This is a genomic window from Microcoleus sp. BM001215392 (genome assembly GCF_036700185.1).
Classification (GTDB): Bacteria; Cyanobacteriota; Cyanobacteriia; order Cyanobacteriales; family Microcoleaceae; genus Microcoleus.
This window is the reverse complement of sequence record NZ_JAUBOJ010000143.1, coordinates 2,715-16,036: the sequence shown is the minus strand read 5'-3', so window position 1 is coordinate 16,036 and position 13,322 is coordinate 2,715. Positions and strand designations below refer to the sequence as shown.

Sequence of the window (13,322 nt, the reverse complement as noted above, 5' to 3'; positions counted from 1 at the left end):
CCAATAACCAATAACCAATAACCAATAACCAATAACCAATAACCAATAACCAATAGAAAAAAATGAACGAGAAGAAGCAATTGCGAGATTTAGCTGTTGGCAGTACGGGCAGAGTAGTTGGCTATGAGAAAACAGCCCGCGCTTACAAAGGTAAATTGTTAGCAATGGGATTGACGCCGGGAACCGAATTTACCGTTACCCGCCACGCACCCCTAGGAGATCCGGTAGAAATTTTAGTGCGGGGTTTTAAACTCAGTTTGCGCAAAGATGAAGCCAATACTTTATTTATTGAGGAGGTGCAATAATGAGCAAGCAAATTATTGGATTGGTGGGCAACCCCAACTGTGGCAAAACAACTTTGTTTAATGCTTTGACAGGTGCTAACCAGCGAGTGGGAAACTGGCCTGGAGTAACAGTCGAACGCAAAGAGGGAAAATATGCTCACGACGGTTTTGTAATTACTATTGTTGACTTGCCGGGTGTTTATTCTCTTGATGCCGAAGATGGAGATGCTGGACTCGATGAATTGGTAGCACGAGATTATTTGCTATCTGGCGAAGCTGATGTGATTGTGAATATTGTTGATGCTTCCAACTTAGAGCGAAATTTGTATCTCACCACCCAAATCTTAGAGATGCGGGTGCCGATGATATTAGCGTTAAACATGATGGATGTTGCTAAAGAACGGGATATCCGAATTAATGTTAGCAAACTCGCCGAACGTCTCGGCTGTATGGTAGTGCCGATGAGTGCTACGTCAAATGACGGGGTGCCTTTGTTGCGCGATGCTGTGAATAAGGCGCTGGTTAAGCCGATCGCACCATCTGCCTATGTAGCTTATCCGGCTGTCATCGAAGATGCGATCGCCCAACTAATCCCGCATATCCAACAGCACAGCCCAAACCGCAGTATAGATGCCCGCTGGACAGCCCTGAAACTCCTAGAATACCAGGATGAAGTCGCCCCGGAACTCGCGGATACAGAGTTAGAAAAAATCGTCGTCCCGCACCGCCGGCGAGTCCACGAAACCCTCGATGACGACTTAGATATTATCATCGCCGACAGCCGCTATACATTCATCCGCACCCTCACCCAAGGCGTCGCCGAATCTTCCAGAGAAGTCAAAGCCAATCTTTCCGATAAAATCGACCAAATTGTGCTCAACCGCTGGTTAGGCATTCCCGTATTCTTGATGGTGATGTACTTAATGTTCACCATTTCGATTAACGTTGGGGGAGTGTTTATCGACTTCTTTGACCAATTCTTCGGGACAATTTTTGTAGATGGTTTCGGCGCCCTTTTAGAAACTATCAAAGCCCCTGGATGGTCGATCGGACTGCTGGCAAAAGGAGCTGGTGGCGGGATTCAAACTACATCTACATTTATTCCCCAAATTGGGATGATGTTTTTGTGTTTATCGGTACTGGAAGACTCCGGCTACATGGCGCGTGCAGCTTTTGTGATGGACAGATTAATGCGGTTTGTCGGACTTCCCGGCAAATCTTTTGTACCGATGATGATCGGTTTTGGGTGCAATATTCCCGGAATTATGGCGACGCGGACATTAGAAAATAAGCGCGATCGCACGATGACGATTATGATGAATCCATTCATGTCTTGTAGTGCCAGATTAGCAGTATACGCCTTGTTTTGTGGCGCATTCTTCCAAGTCGGCGGTCAAAACATGGTATTGGGGCTTTACCTGTTAGGGATTTTAGCAGCAGTTCTCACCGGACTAATCTTAAAAAACACAATTCTGCAAGGAGAAGCTGCACCGTTTGTGATGGAACTGCCACCCTACCACATTCCTAAGCTTAAAGGCGTGCTGCTGCGGACTTGGGACAGATTGCAAGCTTTTATCAAAAAGGCGGGAATTGCGATCGTCATCATGGTAATTGTACTCGGATTCATGAACTCCGTGGGCACCGACGGTTCCTTCGGCAAAGAAAACAGCAAAGATTCAATTCTGAGTGCAGTTGGCCGCACAGTCACACCAGTCTTTGCTCCGATGGGAGTCACCCAAGAAAACTGGCCAGCCAGCGTCGGATTGCTAACAGGAGTATTTGCCAAAGAAGTAATGGTTGGCACCTTAGATTCCCTCTATACCGAACTAGCCAACGAAGAAAAAGTAGCCAGTGCAGAACCCGACAAACCAGAAGAACCGTTCAGTTTTTGGGGCGGTATCAGCAAAGCATTTCTCACTATTCCAGAGAATCTAACAAAACTTCCAGGTCAACTTTTTGACCCCCTCGGTTTAAGTTCGGCCAATATTACAGACCAAAAAGCAGCAGAAGAGGCTCAAGGTATTTCTGACAGCACCTACGGACAAATGTCTAAACGGTTTGGTTCCAATCAAGCCGCCTTTGCTTATTTACTTTTTGTATTGCTGTATTTCCCGTGCGTCTCCGCAACAGCGGCACTTTACCGCGAAACTAATTTAGGCTGGACAATATTCGCCGGTGCTTGGACTACTGGTTTAGGTTACTGGGCGGCAGTGCTCTATTATCAAGTTGCGACATACGCAGAGCATCCAGAATCTTCACTTATTTGGGTAGTGAGATTGGTAATAGCTATGGCCCTGACACTTGTGGGATTGAAAATGGCTGGTGCAATACGCCCCAAGCGGCGCGAAGCAATCAATTAAATTTATCCGTTCATCAGCGTTCATCTGCGGCAGGACTTCAGCATCAAGACCAAACAAACCGGGTTTTTTACTTAATCTCTGGACTACAGCCAAGGATCATCCTAAAAAACCCGGTTTGTGACCTCGCTTGCGTCAGTCCTATTAACAAAGAAAGGAGAAAAACCATGATTTTAAGCGAAATCCAACAGTTTATTTCCCAAAATAAAAGAGCTTCTCTCGCCGACTTGAAACTTCATTTTCGGATGGACGGCGATGCTTTGCGCGGAATGCTGAACCGCCTCATCCGCAAAGGCCGGATCAGTAAAATGGCAGAAGCAAAAAAGTGCGGTGGATGTCATAGTTGCAGCGACGATGCTACGGAGATTTATGTGTGGGTAAATCCTGGCGAGTCGGTGTCAGCAAAAGATCCGGTTTCTGCAACTTGCCATTAAGTGATAAGTAAGCTCACCTCAAAAACAGAATACTAATCAAACCCGGAGATCCCCCCTAACCCCCCTTAGTAAGGGGGGGACAAGATTCCGATTGACAGTCCCCCTTACTAAGGGGGATGCGAGGGGGATCGGGCCTCGAATAAAAGCGACATTTATTATGGGCTTCAGTCTTAGTTGTTAGCAATGAGCTTACTTAACAACTTTAGTGAAATTAGTATATGATTTAATTAAATACCTGAATATATGCTCATTGATTCTGATAATCATTCTAAAATCTCAAAAGGATGCTGAATAATGACTCAAACTCCTTCCCTCAAAACCCTACAAACTAAAATTGGCGGAATGGACTGCGGTAACTGCGCCAAAACCGTAGCAGCAGGCCTGCAAAAACTGCCCGGACTTACCGATATCAATGTAGTTTTTGCAACAGAAAGTTTGCGGTTAAATTACGACCCTCAACAAGTAACCGAAAAAGCTATTTTCGATCGCATTAAAACTTTAGGCTACACTATCGAACAGCCCTCCGCAGCAGTGTCATCGAAGGAGGACTGTTGTTCGGGCGAACACCATCACCAGCATTCTACAGTCCAGAAAACTCAAAAAACCAACCCAACTAACTGGGAATTTTGGATTCGCAATCGCCGGGGACAAAGTGTCATCTTAGCTGGAATAGGATTAATTCTGGGATTGCTAACTCAGCATTTAGCCCTGACAATTTGGATATCGCGGGCTTTTTACGGTGTCGGTATTATTGTAGCTGGATTTGCGATCGCCCGCGCGGGCCTCATGGAGTTGCGGTTGCGCCGCGCCGACATGAATTTGTTGATGACTATTTCGGTAATTGGCGCGGTGGCTTTAGGCGATTGGTTTGAAGCGGCGTTAGTTGTATTTCTGTTTAGTCTGGGAACAACTTTGCAAACTTTCACTTTCAGCCGCACTCGCCATGCTATTGCTAGTTTAATGGATATTACACCTCCGACGGCAACTGTCAAGCGCGACAATAATCATGAAGTGACGGTGCGGGTTGAGGAAATTCAAATCGGAGAAATTCTGACAATTCGTCCCGGGCAAATGGTAGCATTAGATGGAGTTGTGGTATCGGGGAATTCGGCGATCGACCAATCGCCAATTACGGGTGAATCTATCCCCGAAGATAAGGAAACGGGCGATCGGGTTTTTGCCGGCACTTTAAATCAAACTGGCTTTTTGGAAGTCCAAGTCACCCACATTTCTAGCGATACCACGGTTGCGAAAATTGTCCACTTAGTCGAGTCGGCGCAATCGAGCCGCGCCCCAACTCAGCAGTGGGTGGACAAATTTGCAGAGATTTATACTCCTATTGTGATTGTAAGTGCGATCGCCCTGACAGTAATTCCGCCCTTAATTTTTGGTCAACCGTTCAGCGTTTGGTGCTACCGAGCCCTGGTAATGTTAGTCATAGCCTGTCCCTGCGCCTTAGTAATTTCCACTCCGGTTTCCATTGTCAGCGCCATTGGCGCAGCCACCAGTCAAGGCGTGTTATTTAAGGGCGGAAACGGCTTAGAAAATGCTGGAAAAATTAAGAGTCTGGCTTTTGATAAAACTGGAACTTTGACTGAAGGTAAACCCGTTGTCCAAAAGGTTTACGAATTGGGAGAATTGAGCGCCAGCACGGTATTATTAATTGCAGCTTCTTTGGAACAAAAATCGGAACATCCTTTAGCTAAGGCAATTATTACCAAAGCAAAGGAAGCAGGAATCGAGTTAGAAACTCCCGAAAATTTTACGGCTTATCCGGGTAAAGGAATTGCTGCTAATTTTGCAAATAACCTCTATCTTGTCGGAAATCGCCGCTTATTTGCCGACCAAAATATCGAACTGTCAACATCAGCCGTCTCTCTGCTAGATGATATCGAGAAATTAGGGCAAACTCCTGTTTTAGTCGGCAGCAGGATCGGTTTGTTGGGAGTGCTTGCTGTGGCTGACGGCTTGCGACTGGAAGCTCCCGAAGCCCTACATTTGCTGAAAAAGATGGGTTTGAACAATCTGGTGATGCTTACGGGCGATCGCACTTTTGTAGCCCAGCAAATAGCCCAACAACTCAATTTATCTGAGTATAAAGCAGAATTGCTGCCATTCGACAAACTCCAATCAATTCAACAATTGCGAAAATTAGGAACCGTCGGAATGGTAGGCGACGGAATTAACGATGCCCCCGCTTTAGCAGCCGCCGATATCAGCTTTGCAGTTGGCGGCATTGATATCGCCCTAGAAACTGCCGATGTAGTTTTGGTGGGTAGCGATTTGAGAAAACTCGCCTATGCAGTAGATTTGAGCCGCCGCACTGTATCTGTAATTCAGCAGAATGTGATTTTTTCGTTAGTCACAAAAGCGCTGTTTTTACTGTTGGGAACCTTTGGGTTTGTCGGGTTAGCCGTGGCAGTTTTAGCAGACACGGGAACTTCGTTAATTGTCACAGCAAATGGAATGCGGCTCTTTCGTTCAAAATAGCCATAATTAAGGTGCGCAGTAAGAGGGCGGTTTCAACCGCCGAGTCTTTTAATTCTTCGCCCCTACGCCAACATACATAATCGACGTATCCTCATTAATTTTGATTTTAAACAACCCAGATTTTTTGTAATCAATATAGGTAGCGATATTAGAAATTAGCACTTGAGAAACTTGTTGGAAACTTGCCACCGCAGGAAATAGCTGCTTTCCACTTGTAAGATTTCCCCAAAAACCGTGCATCTCGCTTAAAACAGCCCCCATTTCTCCAAACATATCAAAACCTTTAATTTCAATCTTGCCAAAACCCGTATCGCGCATTACCGCAGACAGTTCCTCGGGGGTAATAAATTTTTCCCAATCGTGAACGCCCTGCTTAATTTCCTGCAAGATATTTTCCATGAGTCCAATCATCACAATTTGCGAGGAAAAAGTTCGGTTGATTGTATCGAAAAAGAACAGTCCCCCGGGCTTAAGAATTCTGTGAACCTCTGATACAACTTGTTTGTAATCGGCAACGTGTTCTAAAACATCCACGCAGATTACCACATCGAATGTATTGTCCGCGTAGGGCATATTTTCGGCAAAGCCTTGTCTGTAGTCAATCTCAAAACCGCTGCTAACTGCGTGATTTTGAGCTGCTACAATGCACTTTTGCGATCTGTCTATTCCGGAAACCACAGCGCCCCTCTCGGCCATAAACTCGCAGGAAAAACCGCCGCCGCACCCGACATCTAAGGTTTTCAGCCCCCGCCAATTTGTCGCGTGTTTGTCGAAAAACTCAAATCTGGGTTTGTTGAGATGGTATAAAGCGTAAATCTTAGCATTTTCGTCCCACCAATTATCAGCATTTTCATCGTAAAATTCTAGGTCGTTTTTTACTTCTGTTTTCTGCACGATTTTTTTAGTCCTGATTAGTTAGTGGAATATCAGATAGGACGTACGGTTGAAACCGCGTCTACAAAAAGGAAGTCTGCCTCCGCAGACTGAAGAAGATAACGTAATTTTAACCAGCCACTCTTCAACCTGCACTCCTCCGGTTTTGTGTGTATAGACGCGGTTTCAACCGCCCATTGTTCTTGATTTTATAGCACTGATGCCAAGAAACCAGATTTATGATAAAAATCCGAGGTTTCGTGACAAGTTCGCAGCCAGAAACCTGGTTTATGAATCCGCGCGTGCAAGTTCTATTTTTTCTCAAGTTGCGAATCGCCACAGTTTTTGATTATAATACTTTTGGCATAAATTTCAACCTAATGGCTCGCGTTTCTATTATCATCCCCGTCCTGAATGAAGCGACTTGTCTAGAACGCACCCTCCGCCAACTCAGCATCCTCGATCCTCCGGCTTGGGAGGTTTTGGTGGTAGACGGCGGCAGTCAAGATGAAACAGTGGCGATCGCCCTTACTTCCACAACCCGTGTTATTTTTAGCAGTATGCCGGGACGCTCCGTGCAAATGAATTTAGGTGCCCAAACCGCCACAGGCGAAATTTTGTGCTTCCTCCACGCCGATACTCTAGTTCCCGACGACATCGTAACAGTCATCCAAAAAACATTATCCGATGCCGAAATTGTCGGGGGCGGATTTATTTCTTTAATGACAGGTTCGCAGCAAACAAGATGGGCTTTTTCGCTGCACAATTACCTGAAAACTTATTACGCACCGCTGTTATTTCGCCCTCATTTGTTTGTTAAAGGATTGCGATTGCTGTTTGGCGATCAAGTTATTTTTTGCCGCCGGACAGATTTTTGGGAATGCGATGGTTTCGATACCGCGCTACCAATTATGGAGGAGGCGGATTTGTGTTTGAAGTTGGTGCGCAGGGGTAAAATTAAGTTAGTCAACCGGGTTGTGGAAAGTAGCGATCGCCGAGTGGCGCATTGGGGCGAACTCAAAGCAACTGCTATCTATCTTGCGATCGGGTTTTTGTGGGGCTTTGGCGTTCCCGCCTGGTATCTCAAGCAGTTTTATGAAGACATCCGCTGAAATACAAAATCAGATTAAATTCCTAGAATGTACGGGCTGTATTTTTTGGACAGAAGTTTTTGCAACAGGTAAATAATTGCCAAACAACCGCACAAAGTTCCTGTCACTAGAAAAGCCAACTTCACTAGCGGATGTACGGGATCGAGAAATTTATAATACACTAACCCCACATATCTGACGACTGTCGAATCTAGGAGATATATCGGGAATGAATACGCAGCCAATATTTTGACTAATCCTGATACTTTACTCGGAAGTGCGATACTTTTAGAAAATGCCAAGATCGATAATACGAAAAAAATTGCGTATCCTTGAGAAGATATTTTAAAGAAAGATCGTAGAAACCATCCCTCTGAATTAAATTCGGCAATTAGGTAATATTCCCAAATGCTCGCCAGATAAATCAGGATTGTGGCTCCTAAAATTTGAAATTTTCTGCGTTCGAGAAGTGGTTGAATTTTGTCATAGGTTGCACCCAAAAATAGACCTATTGAAAATGGCAAAATCCAGCTAAAAATCCAGCGTTCTACCAAAGCTAGAGGTATTGATATATATTGGAAAACCTTCAAGTAAAAGACTATGGTAAAAATTGTTTGAATTATTAAACCCAATGCCAAAATCTTTCTGGGTTCTAAAATTTTGATTTTTACTAGCAGCCACCACCAACCGTAGCATTGAACGATCACCACGATGAAGTAATAGGGAGGCATCACCGAGCCTGTGAGGATATCTCTGAGCAATGACAGTAAATCAAATTTTTGCAGCGATCCCAAATTATTTAAGATGTACAAAGTTACTGACCAAAACAGGTAGGGTGGTATAATTTTTGACAGTCTTTTTTTGACTGTCTGTCCGGGATTATTTTGATTTTCCAGTTTGTTGGTGAGGAAAAAACCGCTGAGGAGTAAAAAAGCTGGTACGCAAAAAAGTTGTAAGGTATCGATAGAGACAAACAAAATTCGCCGATCGCGAAATGCCGAGAATCCAGCATGAGTAATCACAACACTGACTATGGCTAAAGCTCGGATCAAGTCAAATTCTGCAAACCGATTAGAAGCTTTTTGCATGGTAAAAAGTAGATTGCGAAAATTAGGGTCAAATCAAAAATTTTCTACCTGATGAATTTTCACCATAGCAAAAAATGCCATATTTGCTCCTATTTTCACAAAAATTATCAATATTCAAACAAGTCTTGCTACTATCCTCAATGTGATAGCAATTATTAAAATTCTTGCAGTCACAGAGATTCGCATCGGACACTCCACCGTGCGGTTTCCCTAACACTCGCCCGATGTCGTGCCGAGGATGTCGGACAGGGCAATGGCGTTTCCCGATCGCTCGATCGCCCGTAAATTCACAAAATTACTGGTAAGTCATACTTTGATTAAAGCCTTAACTAACCGTTGTTGTGATGGATGTGCGACGCAGAAACATTATCCAACTGATCTCGCCCATTGCGGATCACGCGCAGCATATCGCTCAGCTTGTGTTCAATATTATCGAGAACTTGGTCAGCATAATCGTCGGCGCCGTTTTGAATTTCCTCGCATTCAGCCATCGCCCTGAGTCTCATTTCTTCCAGTTCCTCTTGAGCCTGGTAGCGAATTTGTTCGACTTCCGCCAGCGTCGCCTGCTGAATGGCTTCGCAGTCGAGCAAAACTTGCTGTCGCAACTGATCTGCTTCTATCTTCGCCTGCTGGAGCAGGCCCATATCATTTAAAAGTTCTGCCGCTCGCTGTTCTGCTGCTTCTATCACTTCTTGAGCGTAGAGTTGGGCTTCTTGGAGCAGTTCGTCTTTGTGCCGGATGATTGTTTCGGCTTCCCCAAAGGCGATCGGCAAATTTAGCCTCACCAAGTCTAACTGATCGAGCAACTGTTCTTCATCCACCAGAGTGCGCCTGGTCATCGGGATTCGTGGGCTGTCGAGAACAATTTCCTCAAGCCGGTTCAATTCCCGCTGGATGTCTACTCCTGCGGTTCTGGTTTCATCTCCGAAGGCGGCGGTGTTCTGAGGTGATTCGTTCTCAGTGCTGCGTCCGGTAATGTCGGGTTCGATGCGATTTGGTTCCTGCTGGCGTAACATTTGTAAATATCTAGGGCGACGTGTTTCGGAACAAGATGATCTACGGAGCCACCAAACTTGGCGATTTCTTTAACTACACTACTACTTAAAAAGCTGTACTCGTTAGAAGTTGCCAAAAAAACTGTTTCAATTTCCCCCAGAAGGGTTTTATTGGTGTGGGCCATCTGGAGTTCCATTTCAAAATCTGTTAATACCCGGATACCCCGCAGCAGCACTTTGGCTTGTCGAATCTTAGCATAGTTTACTGTCAAACCCTCAAAACTGTCTACTTCTACGTTTGGCAGGTGTTTGGTAGAGCGCAGGATCTGCTCGATCCGTTCTTCTACAGTGAACAGAGGAGTTTTGCTGGGATTTCTGACTACGGTCACAATTATGCGATCGAACAGTTTAGATCCCCGCTCGATAATATCTGCGTGACCGAAGGTAATGGGGTCAAAGCTGCCTGGATAGATTGCAATCACTTGTTTGGCCCGAGAGGAGAGAGGGGAGACGGGAGACGGGAGACGGGAGACGGGAGACGGGAGACGGGAGAGGGGGAGATGTGGAAAACCTTCCTTTTTCCTTTTTCCTTCTGACTGTCAACTATCAACTGCCCACTGTCAACTGTCAACTGTCAACTGTCAACTGTCAACTGCCAACTGCCAACTGCCAACTGCCCACTGCCAACTGCCCACTGCCAACTGCCCACTGCCAACTGTCAACTGCCAACTGCCAACTGCCAACTGCCAACTGCCAACTGTCAACTATCTTCTACTTTTTGAGCGAATGAGCTTTGTAGAAAGTTTCGAGGCTTTGCCTGTCGCCCACAAACCGCCAGTGCCAAGGCTCGTAACTGACGCCTTGGCGATTGTTTTTGGTGAAGGACATTTCAAAGCTGAAAGCGGTAGCATTGGCTTCTAGCCACTTAAAGGCTTGGGTATTTTCAAAGCTGGGACTGAGGTTGGTATCTGGGGCGGAACCGTCGGCGAGGTCGATCGCATAACCGGTATGATGTTCGCTATAACCTGGAGGAGCGCTGACTTCGGCTCGCTTGCTGGCATTTTGCCTGCGTTCAGCTTTTACATCAAAAAATACGTGTTGTTGGTCGTCTACGGAGCGAAAGCCTGAGATGGGAGCAAAATAGATTCCGGCGGCGGCGGCAGCGTTGGCCATTTCCTGATATTTTGCTGCTGCTGAAGTGCGGAGTTTGATGCTACCGTCGGAGGTGACATTTACCAAGTCGGCGGCTGGTGCTTCTGGGTATGGCAAATGTCCCAGCAGGTTTTCTGGGGTGGCCGGTTTTGAGTTGGTAGCTGGACTAGGGGCAGTTCCAGCGGCCGAAGTCGCTGCTGCTGCTGGGTTTTTTTGAGTTGGCTGTGTCCGACTGGTGGCTGGGAAAAAGTTAAAGTTGAGGTGCAGCCAGATGCTGACCACAAAGGCTACGGCGCCCAACCCTAGAAGTTTCCAAATCAATCCTTTTTTGTTGGACTGACTCCCTCCTGCTTCTTGATATGGGCGGTCTCGTACTGCTTCTGGAATTTCGTCAGCGACAAGCTCTGAGGCTTGCGGGGTTTTTCTCGACAGACTAGCGTTATCCAAGCCAGCTCCACTCCTGCACTTCAATAAGGCTCAACGTTACAAATTGTATATCTATCTGGGCGATCGCACAGCTACAATTCCCGCTGAGAATATACGATCTCTTCCTGACGGAGCCCAGTCCCATCCGCCAACTCTCAAATCTATTACTCGGGCGATCGCCCGTTTTAGTCAAATTTGTTGGTGCTGATTAATTTTAAGTGTGATTTGCTACTTATTCCACAAAATCTAACAATTGTGCGATCGACACATCAAACGTCCGCGCCAATTTTAGCAGAGCACCGATGTCAGCCATTGATATGCTGGGCGATCGGGCATATTCACTTCAGGAATCTGACCGTCTGACTTGACGTAAGGCTGAATTGCTCTCTCGTTGTAGTTCTCTAAGGTCGATCGCCACTACTTGTAAATCATCATAGGGGCGATCGCGTCCAATCAAGCCTTAGCAACTTCAATCAACTCAACAACACTAACAGCACCTGCTTTTTCCGCTTCATCCTCTTGAGCAACCGCAACTGTTAACTGCAATCCCAAAGCCTTCAGCCAATGGGCTAAACCATAAATTGTCGCACTTCCTTCTGACGACAACAAAGCATCTAACTTTTCCAAATGCAATTTCGCATCCTCCGCAGACATAATTGGTTCTCCAAGAGCCTCAAATACTTCTTTCAAAGCTGATGGGAAAATGCCAATATCCAAATCTCCCTCTTCTTGCTCATTCAAGAATAGCGTCAGGTAGCCCGCTGCATATACTGGATCTTTGAGCTGTTCAATCAGAAACGGATGGTAAGGTACACTTTTAACCATTGTCTTGACTCCTGTATTTAATCCAATATTTCTTTGCTTTACGAATATCTTCGTCCTGAGTGCTTTTATCCCCTCCACACAGGAGAAGCACTATTGTTGTTTCTACTTGTCCAAAATAGACCCGGTAGCCTGGACCAAAATTAATTTTCAATTCCAACACTCCTTCTCCCACAGGGCGGTAGTCTCCAAAATTACCTGTACTGACTCGCTTCAATCTCACATTAATCTTGAGTTTAGCTTGAGAATCCCGCAGAGCATAAAACCACTCATCGAAAGGAATTTGACCGTCTGACTTGACGTAACGCTGAATTTCCCTTGGTTGTACTTCCATAAGTGCGATCGCAACTACTCACCGATCATAATATGGGCGATCGCCCACCATCAAACATTACCAACTTCTGCCAACTCAGCAACATTAGCAGGAATTTCCTCATCCCCTGCATCAACCGCAACCGTTAACTTCAATCCCAGAGCCTTCAGCCAACTAGCCAAACCATAAATTGTTGCGCTTCCATTCTGCGACAACAAAGTATCTAACTTTTCCAAATGCAACTTAGCATCATCAGCACACATATTTGGTTTCCCAAGAGCTTCAAACACATTGCTAAGTCCGAGTTCCAGCAAACCGGCTTCAGGCTCTTCGTCTTCCAAATGCGCCGTCATATAAGCAGCAGCGTGTATTTTATCCTTGAGGGCTTCAATCAGATAGTCTTGATAACTATCGCTAGTTGGCATTTTCGCGTTCTTCATATTCTTTCCAATACTCCTTAGCTTTACGAATATCTTGTTCTTGACTGCTTTTATCCCCACCACAGAGGACAAGCACTATTGTTGACCCAAATTGTCCGAAGTACACGCGATACCCAGGCCCAAAGTCAATTTTCAATTCGCAGACTCCTTCCCCAACAGACTTGCTGTTTCCTAAATTCCCCAAGCGAACTCGGTCAAGCCTTTGCTCAATTTTAACCACTGCATTCAAATTTCGCAGGGAACTAAGCCACTCTGCGAAAGGATTTCTACCGTCTGGGGTAATATAACGCCGAATTTCCTTGGGTTGTACTTCCATAAACTATATTTATGCCGATCGCTCCCACTCAAATTCCCAAATCAAACCTTACCAACTTCCGCCAACTCAGCAACATTAGCAGAATTTTCCTCATCCCCTGCATCAACAGCAACCGTTAATTTCAATCCCAAAGCCTTCAGCCAACTAGCCAAACCATAAATTGTCGCAATTCCGTCTCCCGACAACAAAGTATCTAACTTTTCCAAATGCAACTTAGCATCATCAGCACACATATTTGGTT

At 45.5% G+C, this 13,322-nt stretch carries 15 protein-coding genes and 1 pseudogene; 5 read left to right on the top strand and 11 right to left on the bottom strand.

The window, feature by feature from the left end:
- Positions 1-62 precede the first annotated feature (62 nt).
- The 4 genes from QT974_RS16730 (at position 63) to QT974_RS16715 (ending at position 5,565) form a co-directional block, all read left to right on the top strand.
- Positions 63-305 carry a FeoA family protein gene (locus QT974_RS16730; RefSeq protein ID WP_333469569.1) on the top strand — a complete coding sequence of 81 codons (243 nt, stop codon included), beginning with the start codon at positions 63-65 and terminating at the stop codon, positions 303-305.
- A complete protein-coding gene (feoB, locus tag QT974_RS16725; protein ID WP_333469568.1) occupies positions 305-2,644 on the top strand; it encodes a Fe(2+) transporter permease subunit FeoB in 2,340 nt (779 codons plus the stop codon). Before QT974_RS16730 ends, feoB begins: the two co-directional genes overlap by 1 nt.
- Positions 2,645-2,808: 164 nt before the next feature.
- Entirely contained in the window at positions 2,809-3,075 is a 267-nt protein-coding gene (locus tag QT974_RS16720; protein WP_333469567.1) for a FeoC-like transcriptional regulator, read from the top strand.
- Positions 3,076-3,369: 294 nt separating this feature from the next.
- Positions 3,370-5,565 carry a heavy metal translocating P-type ATPase gene (locus tag QT974_RS16715; protein ID WP_333469566.1) on the top strand — a complete coding sequence of 732 codons (2,196 nt, stop codon included), beginning with the start codon at positions 3,370-3,372 and terminating at the stop codon, positions 5,563-5,565.
- Between the two features lie 48 nt (positions 5,566-5,613).
- Here QT974_RS16715 and ubiG read toward each other — a convergent pair whose 3' ends face one another.
- On the bottom strand, positions 5,614-6,459 hold the full coding sequence (gene ubiG / locus QT974_RS16710; RefSeq protein ID WP_333469565.1) for a bifunctional 2-polyprenyl-6-hydroxyphenol methylase/3-demethylubiquinol 3-O-methyltransferase UbiG: 846 nt from the start codon (positions 6,457-6,459) through the stop codon (positions 5,614-5,616).
- A 239-nt stretch (positions 6,460-6,698) separates the two neighbouring features.
- Here ubiG and QT974_RS16705 point away from each other — a divergent pair, with 239 nt between their 5' ends.
- Entirely contained in the window at positions 6,699-7,550 is an 852-nt protein-coding gene (locus tag QT974_RS16705; protein ID WP_333469564.1) for a TIGR04283 family arsenosugar biosynthesis glycosyltransferase, read from the top strand.
- Positions 7,551-7,564: 14 nt separating this feature from the next.
- Here QT974_RS16705 and QT974_RS16700 read toward each other — a convergent pair whose 3' ends face one another.
- The 10 genes and pseudogenes from QT974_RS16700 to QT974_RS16655 all read right to left on the bottom strand — a co-directional run.
- The gene (locus tag QT974_RS16700; RefSeq protein ID WP_333469563.1) at positions 7,565-8,617 is read right to left on the bottom strand and encodes an acyltransferase; all 1,053 of its coding nucleotides are present in this window, start codon (positions 8,615-8,617) and stop codon (positions 7,565-7,567) included.
- A gap of 329 nt (positions 8,618-8,946) precedes the next feature.
- Complete coding sequence (locus QT974_RS16695; RefSeq protein WP_333469562.1) at positions 8,947-9,633, bottom strand: DivIVA domain-containing protein; 687 nt, start codon at positions 9,631-9,633, stop codon at positions 8,947-8,949.
- Positions 9,516-10,094 carry a pantetheine-phosphate adenylyltransferase gene (gene coaD, locus QT974_RS16690; protein WP_333469561.1) on the bottom strand — a complete coding sequence of 193 codons (579 nt, stop codon included), beginning with the start codon at positions 10,092-10,094 and terminating at the stop codon, positions 9,516-9,518. The genes QT974_RS16695 and coaD overlap by 118 nt, the downstream gene beginning before the upstream one ends.
- A gap of 159 nt (positions 10,095-10,253) precedes the next feature.
- Complete coding sequence (locus tag QT974_RS16685; protein WP_333469560.1) at positions 10,254-10,376, bottom strand: hypothetical protein; 123 nt, start codon at positions 10,374-10,376, stop codon at positions 10,254-10,256.
- Between the two features lie 7 nt (positions 10,377-10,383).
- Positions 10,384-11,211 (bottom strand): M15 family metallopeptidase, encoded by an 828-nt coding sequence (locus tag QT974_RS16680; protein WP_333469559.1) that lies wholly within the window; start codon positions 11,209-11,211, stop codon positions 10,384-10,386.
- 432 nt (positions 11,212-11,643) lie between these two features.
- Positions 11,644-12,015, bottom strand: a complete 372-nt coding sequence (locus QT974_RS16675) for a helix-turn-helix domain-containing transcriptional regulator (protein ID WP_333469558.1) — start codon at positions 12,013-12,015, stop codon at positions 11,644-11,646.
- Entirely contained in the window at positions 12,008-12,346 is a 339-nt protein-coding gene (locus tag QT974_RS16670; RefSeq protein ID WP_293339864.1) for a type II toxin-antitoxin system RelE/ParE family toxin, read from the bottom strand. The genes QT974_RS16675 and QT974_RS16670 overlap by 8 nt, the downstream gene beginning before the upstream one ends.
- 50 nt (positions 12,347-12,396) lie before the next feature.
- On the bottom strand, positions 12,397-12,750 hold the full coding sequence (locus tag QT974_RS16665) for a helix-turn-helix domain-containing transcriptional regulator (RefSeq protein WP_333469557.1): 354 nt from the start codon (positions 12,748-12,750) through the stop codon (positions 12,397-12,399).
- On the bottom strand, positions 12,740-13,081 hold the full coding sequence (locus QT974_RS16660) for a type II toxin-antitoxin system RelE/ParE family toxin (RefSeq protein ID WP_333469556.1): 342 nt from the start codon (positions 13,079-13,081) through the stop codon (positions 12,740-12,742). The genes QT974_RS16665 and QT974_RS16660 overlap by 11 nt, the downstream gene beginning before the upstream one ends.
- A gap of 41 nt (positions 13,082-13,122) precedes the next feature.
- Positions 13,123-13,322: pseudogene (locus tag QT974_RS16655) on the bottom strand (DNA-binding protein); the annotation flags it as partial.

What these genes read in the sequence shown, in the direction of transcription:
- QT974_RS16665 (WP_333469557.1), bottom strand. Translation starts at nt 12,750, where the DNA reads ATGCCAACTAGCGATAGTTATCAAGACTATCTGATTGAAGCCCTCAAG.
- QT974_RS16730 (WP_333469569.1), top strand. Translation starts at nt 63, where the DNA reads ATGAACGAGAAGAAGCAATTGCGAGATTTAGCTGTTGGCAGTACGGGC.
- QT974_RS16660 (WP_333469556.1), bottom strand. Translation starts at nt 13,081, where the DNA reads ATGGAAGTACAACCCAAGGAAATTCGGCGTTATATTACCCCAGACGGT.
- feoB (WP_333469568.1), top strand. Translation starts at nt 305, where the DNA reads ATGAGCAAGCAAATTATTGGATTGGTGGGCAACCCCAACTGTGGCAAA.
- QT974_RS16700 (WP_333469563.1), bottom strand. Translation starts at nt 8,617, where the DNA reads ATGCAAAAAGCTTCTAATCGGTTTGCAGAATTTGACTTGATCCGAGCT.
- QT974_RS16670 (WP_293339864.1), bottom strand. Translation starts at nt 12,346, where the DNA reads ATGGAAGTACAACCAAGGGAAATTCAGCGTTACGTCAAGTCAGACGGT.
- QT974_RS16715 (WP_333469566.1), top strand. Translation starts at nt 3,370, where the DNA reads ATGACTCAAACTCCTTCCCTCAAAACCCTACAAACTAAAATTGGCGGA.
- QT974_RS16720 (WP_333469567.1), top strand. Translation starts at nt 2,809, where the DNA reads ATGATTTTAAGCGAAATCCAACAGTTTATTTCCCAAAATAAAAGAGCT.
- QT974_RS16695 (WP_333469562.1), bottom strand. Translation starts at nt 9,633, where the DNA reads ATGTTACGCCAGCAGGAACCAAATCGCATCGAACCCGACATTACCGGA.
- QT974_RS16675 (WP_333469558.1), bottom strand. Translation starts at nt 12,015, where the DNA reads ATGGTTAAAAGTGTACCTTACCATCCGTTTCTGATTGAACAGCTCAAA.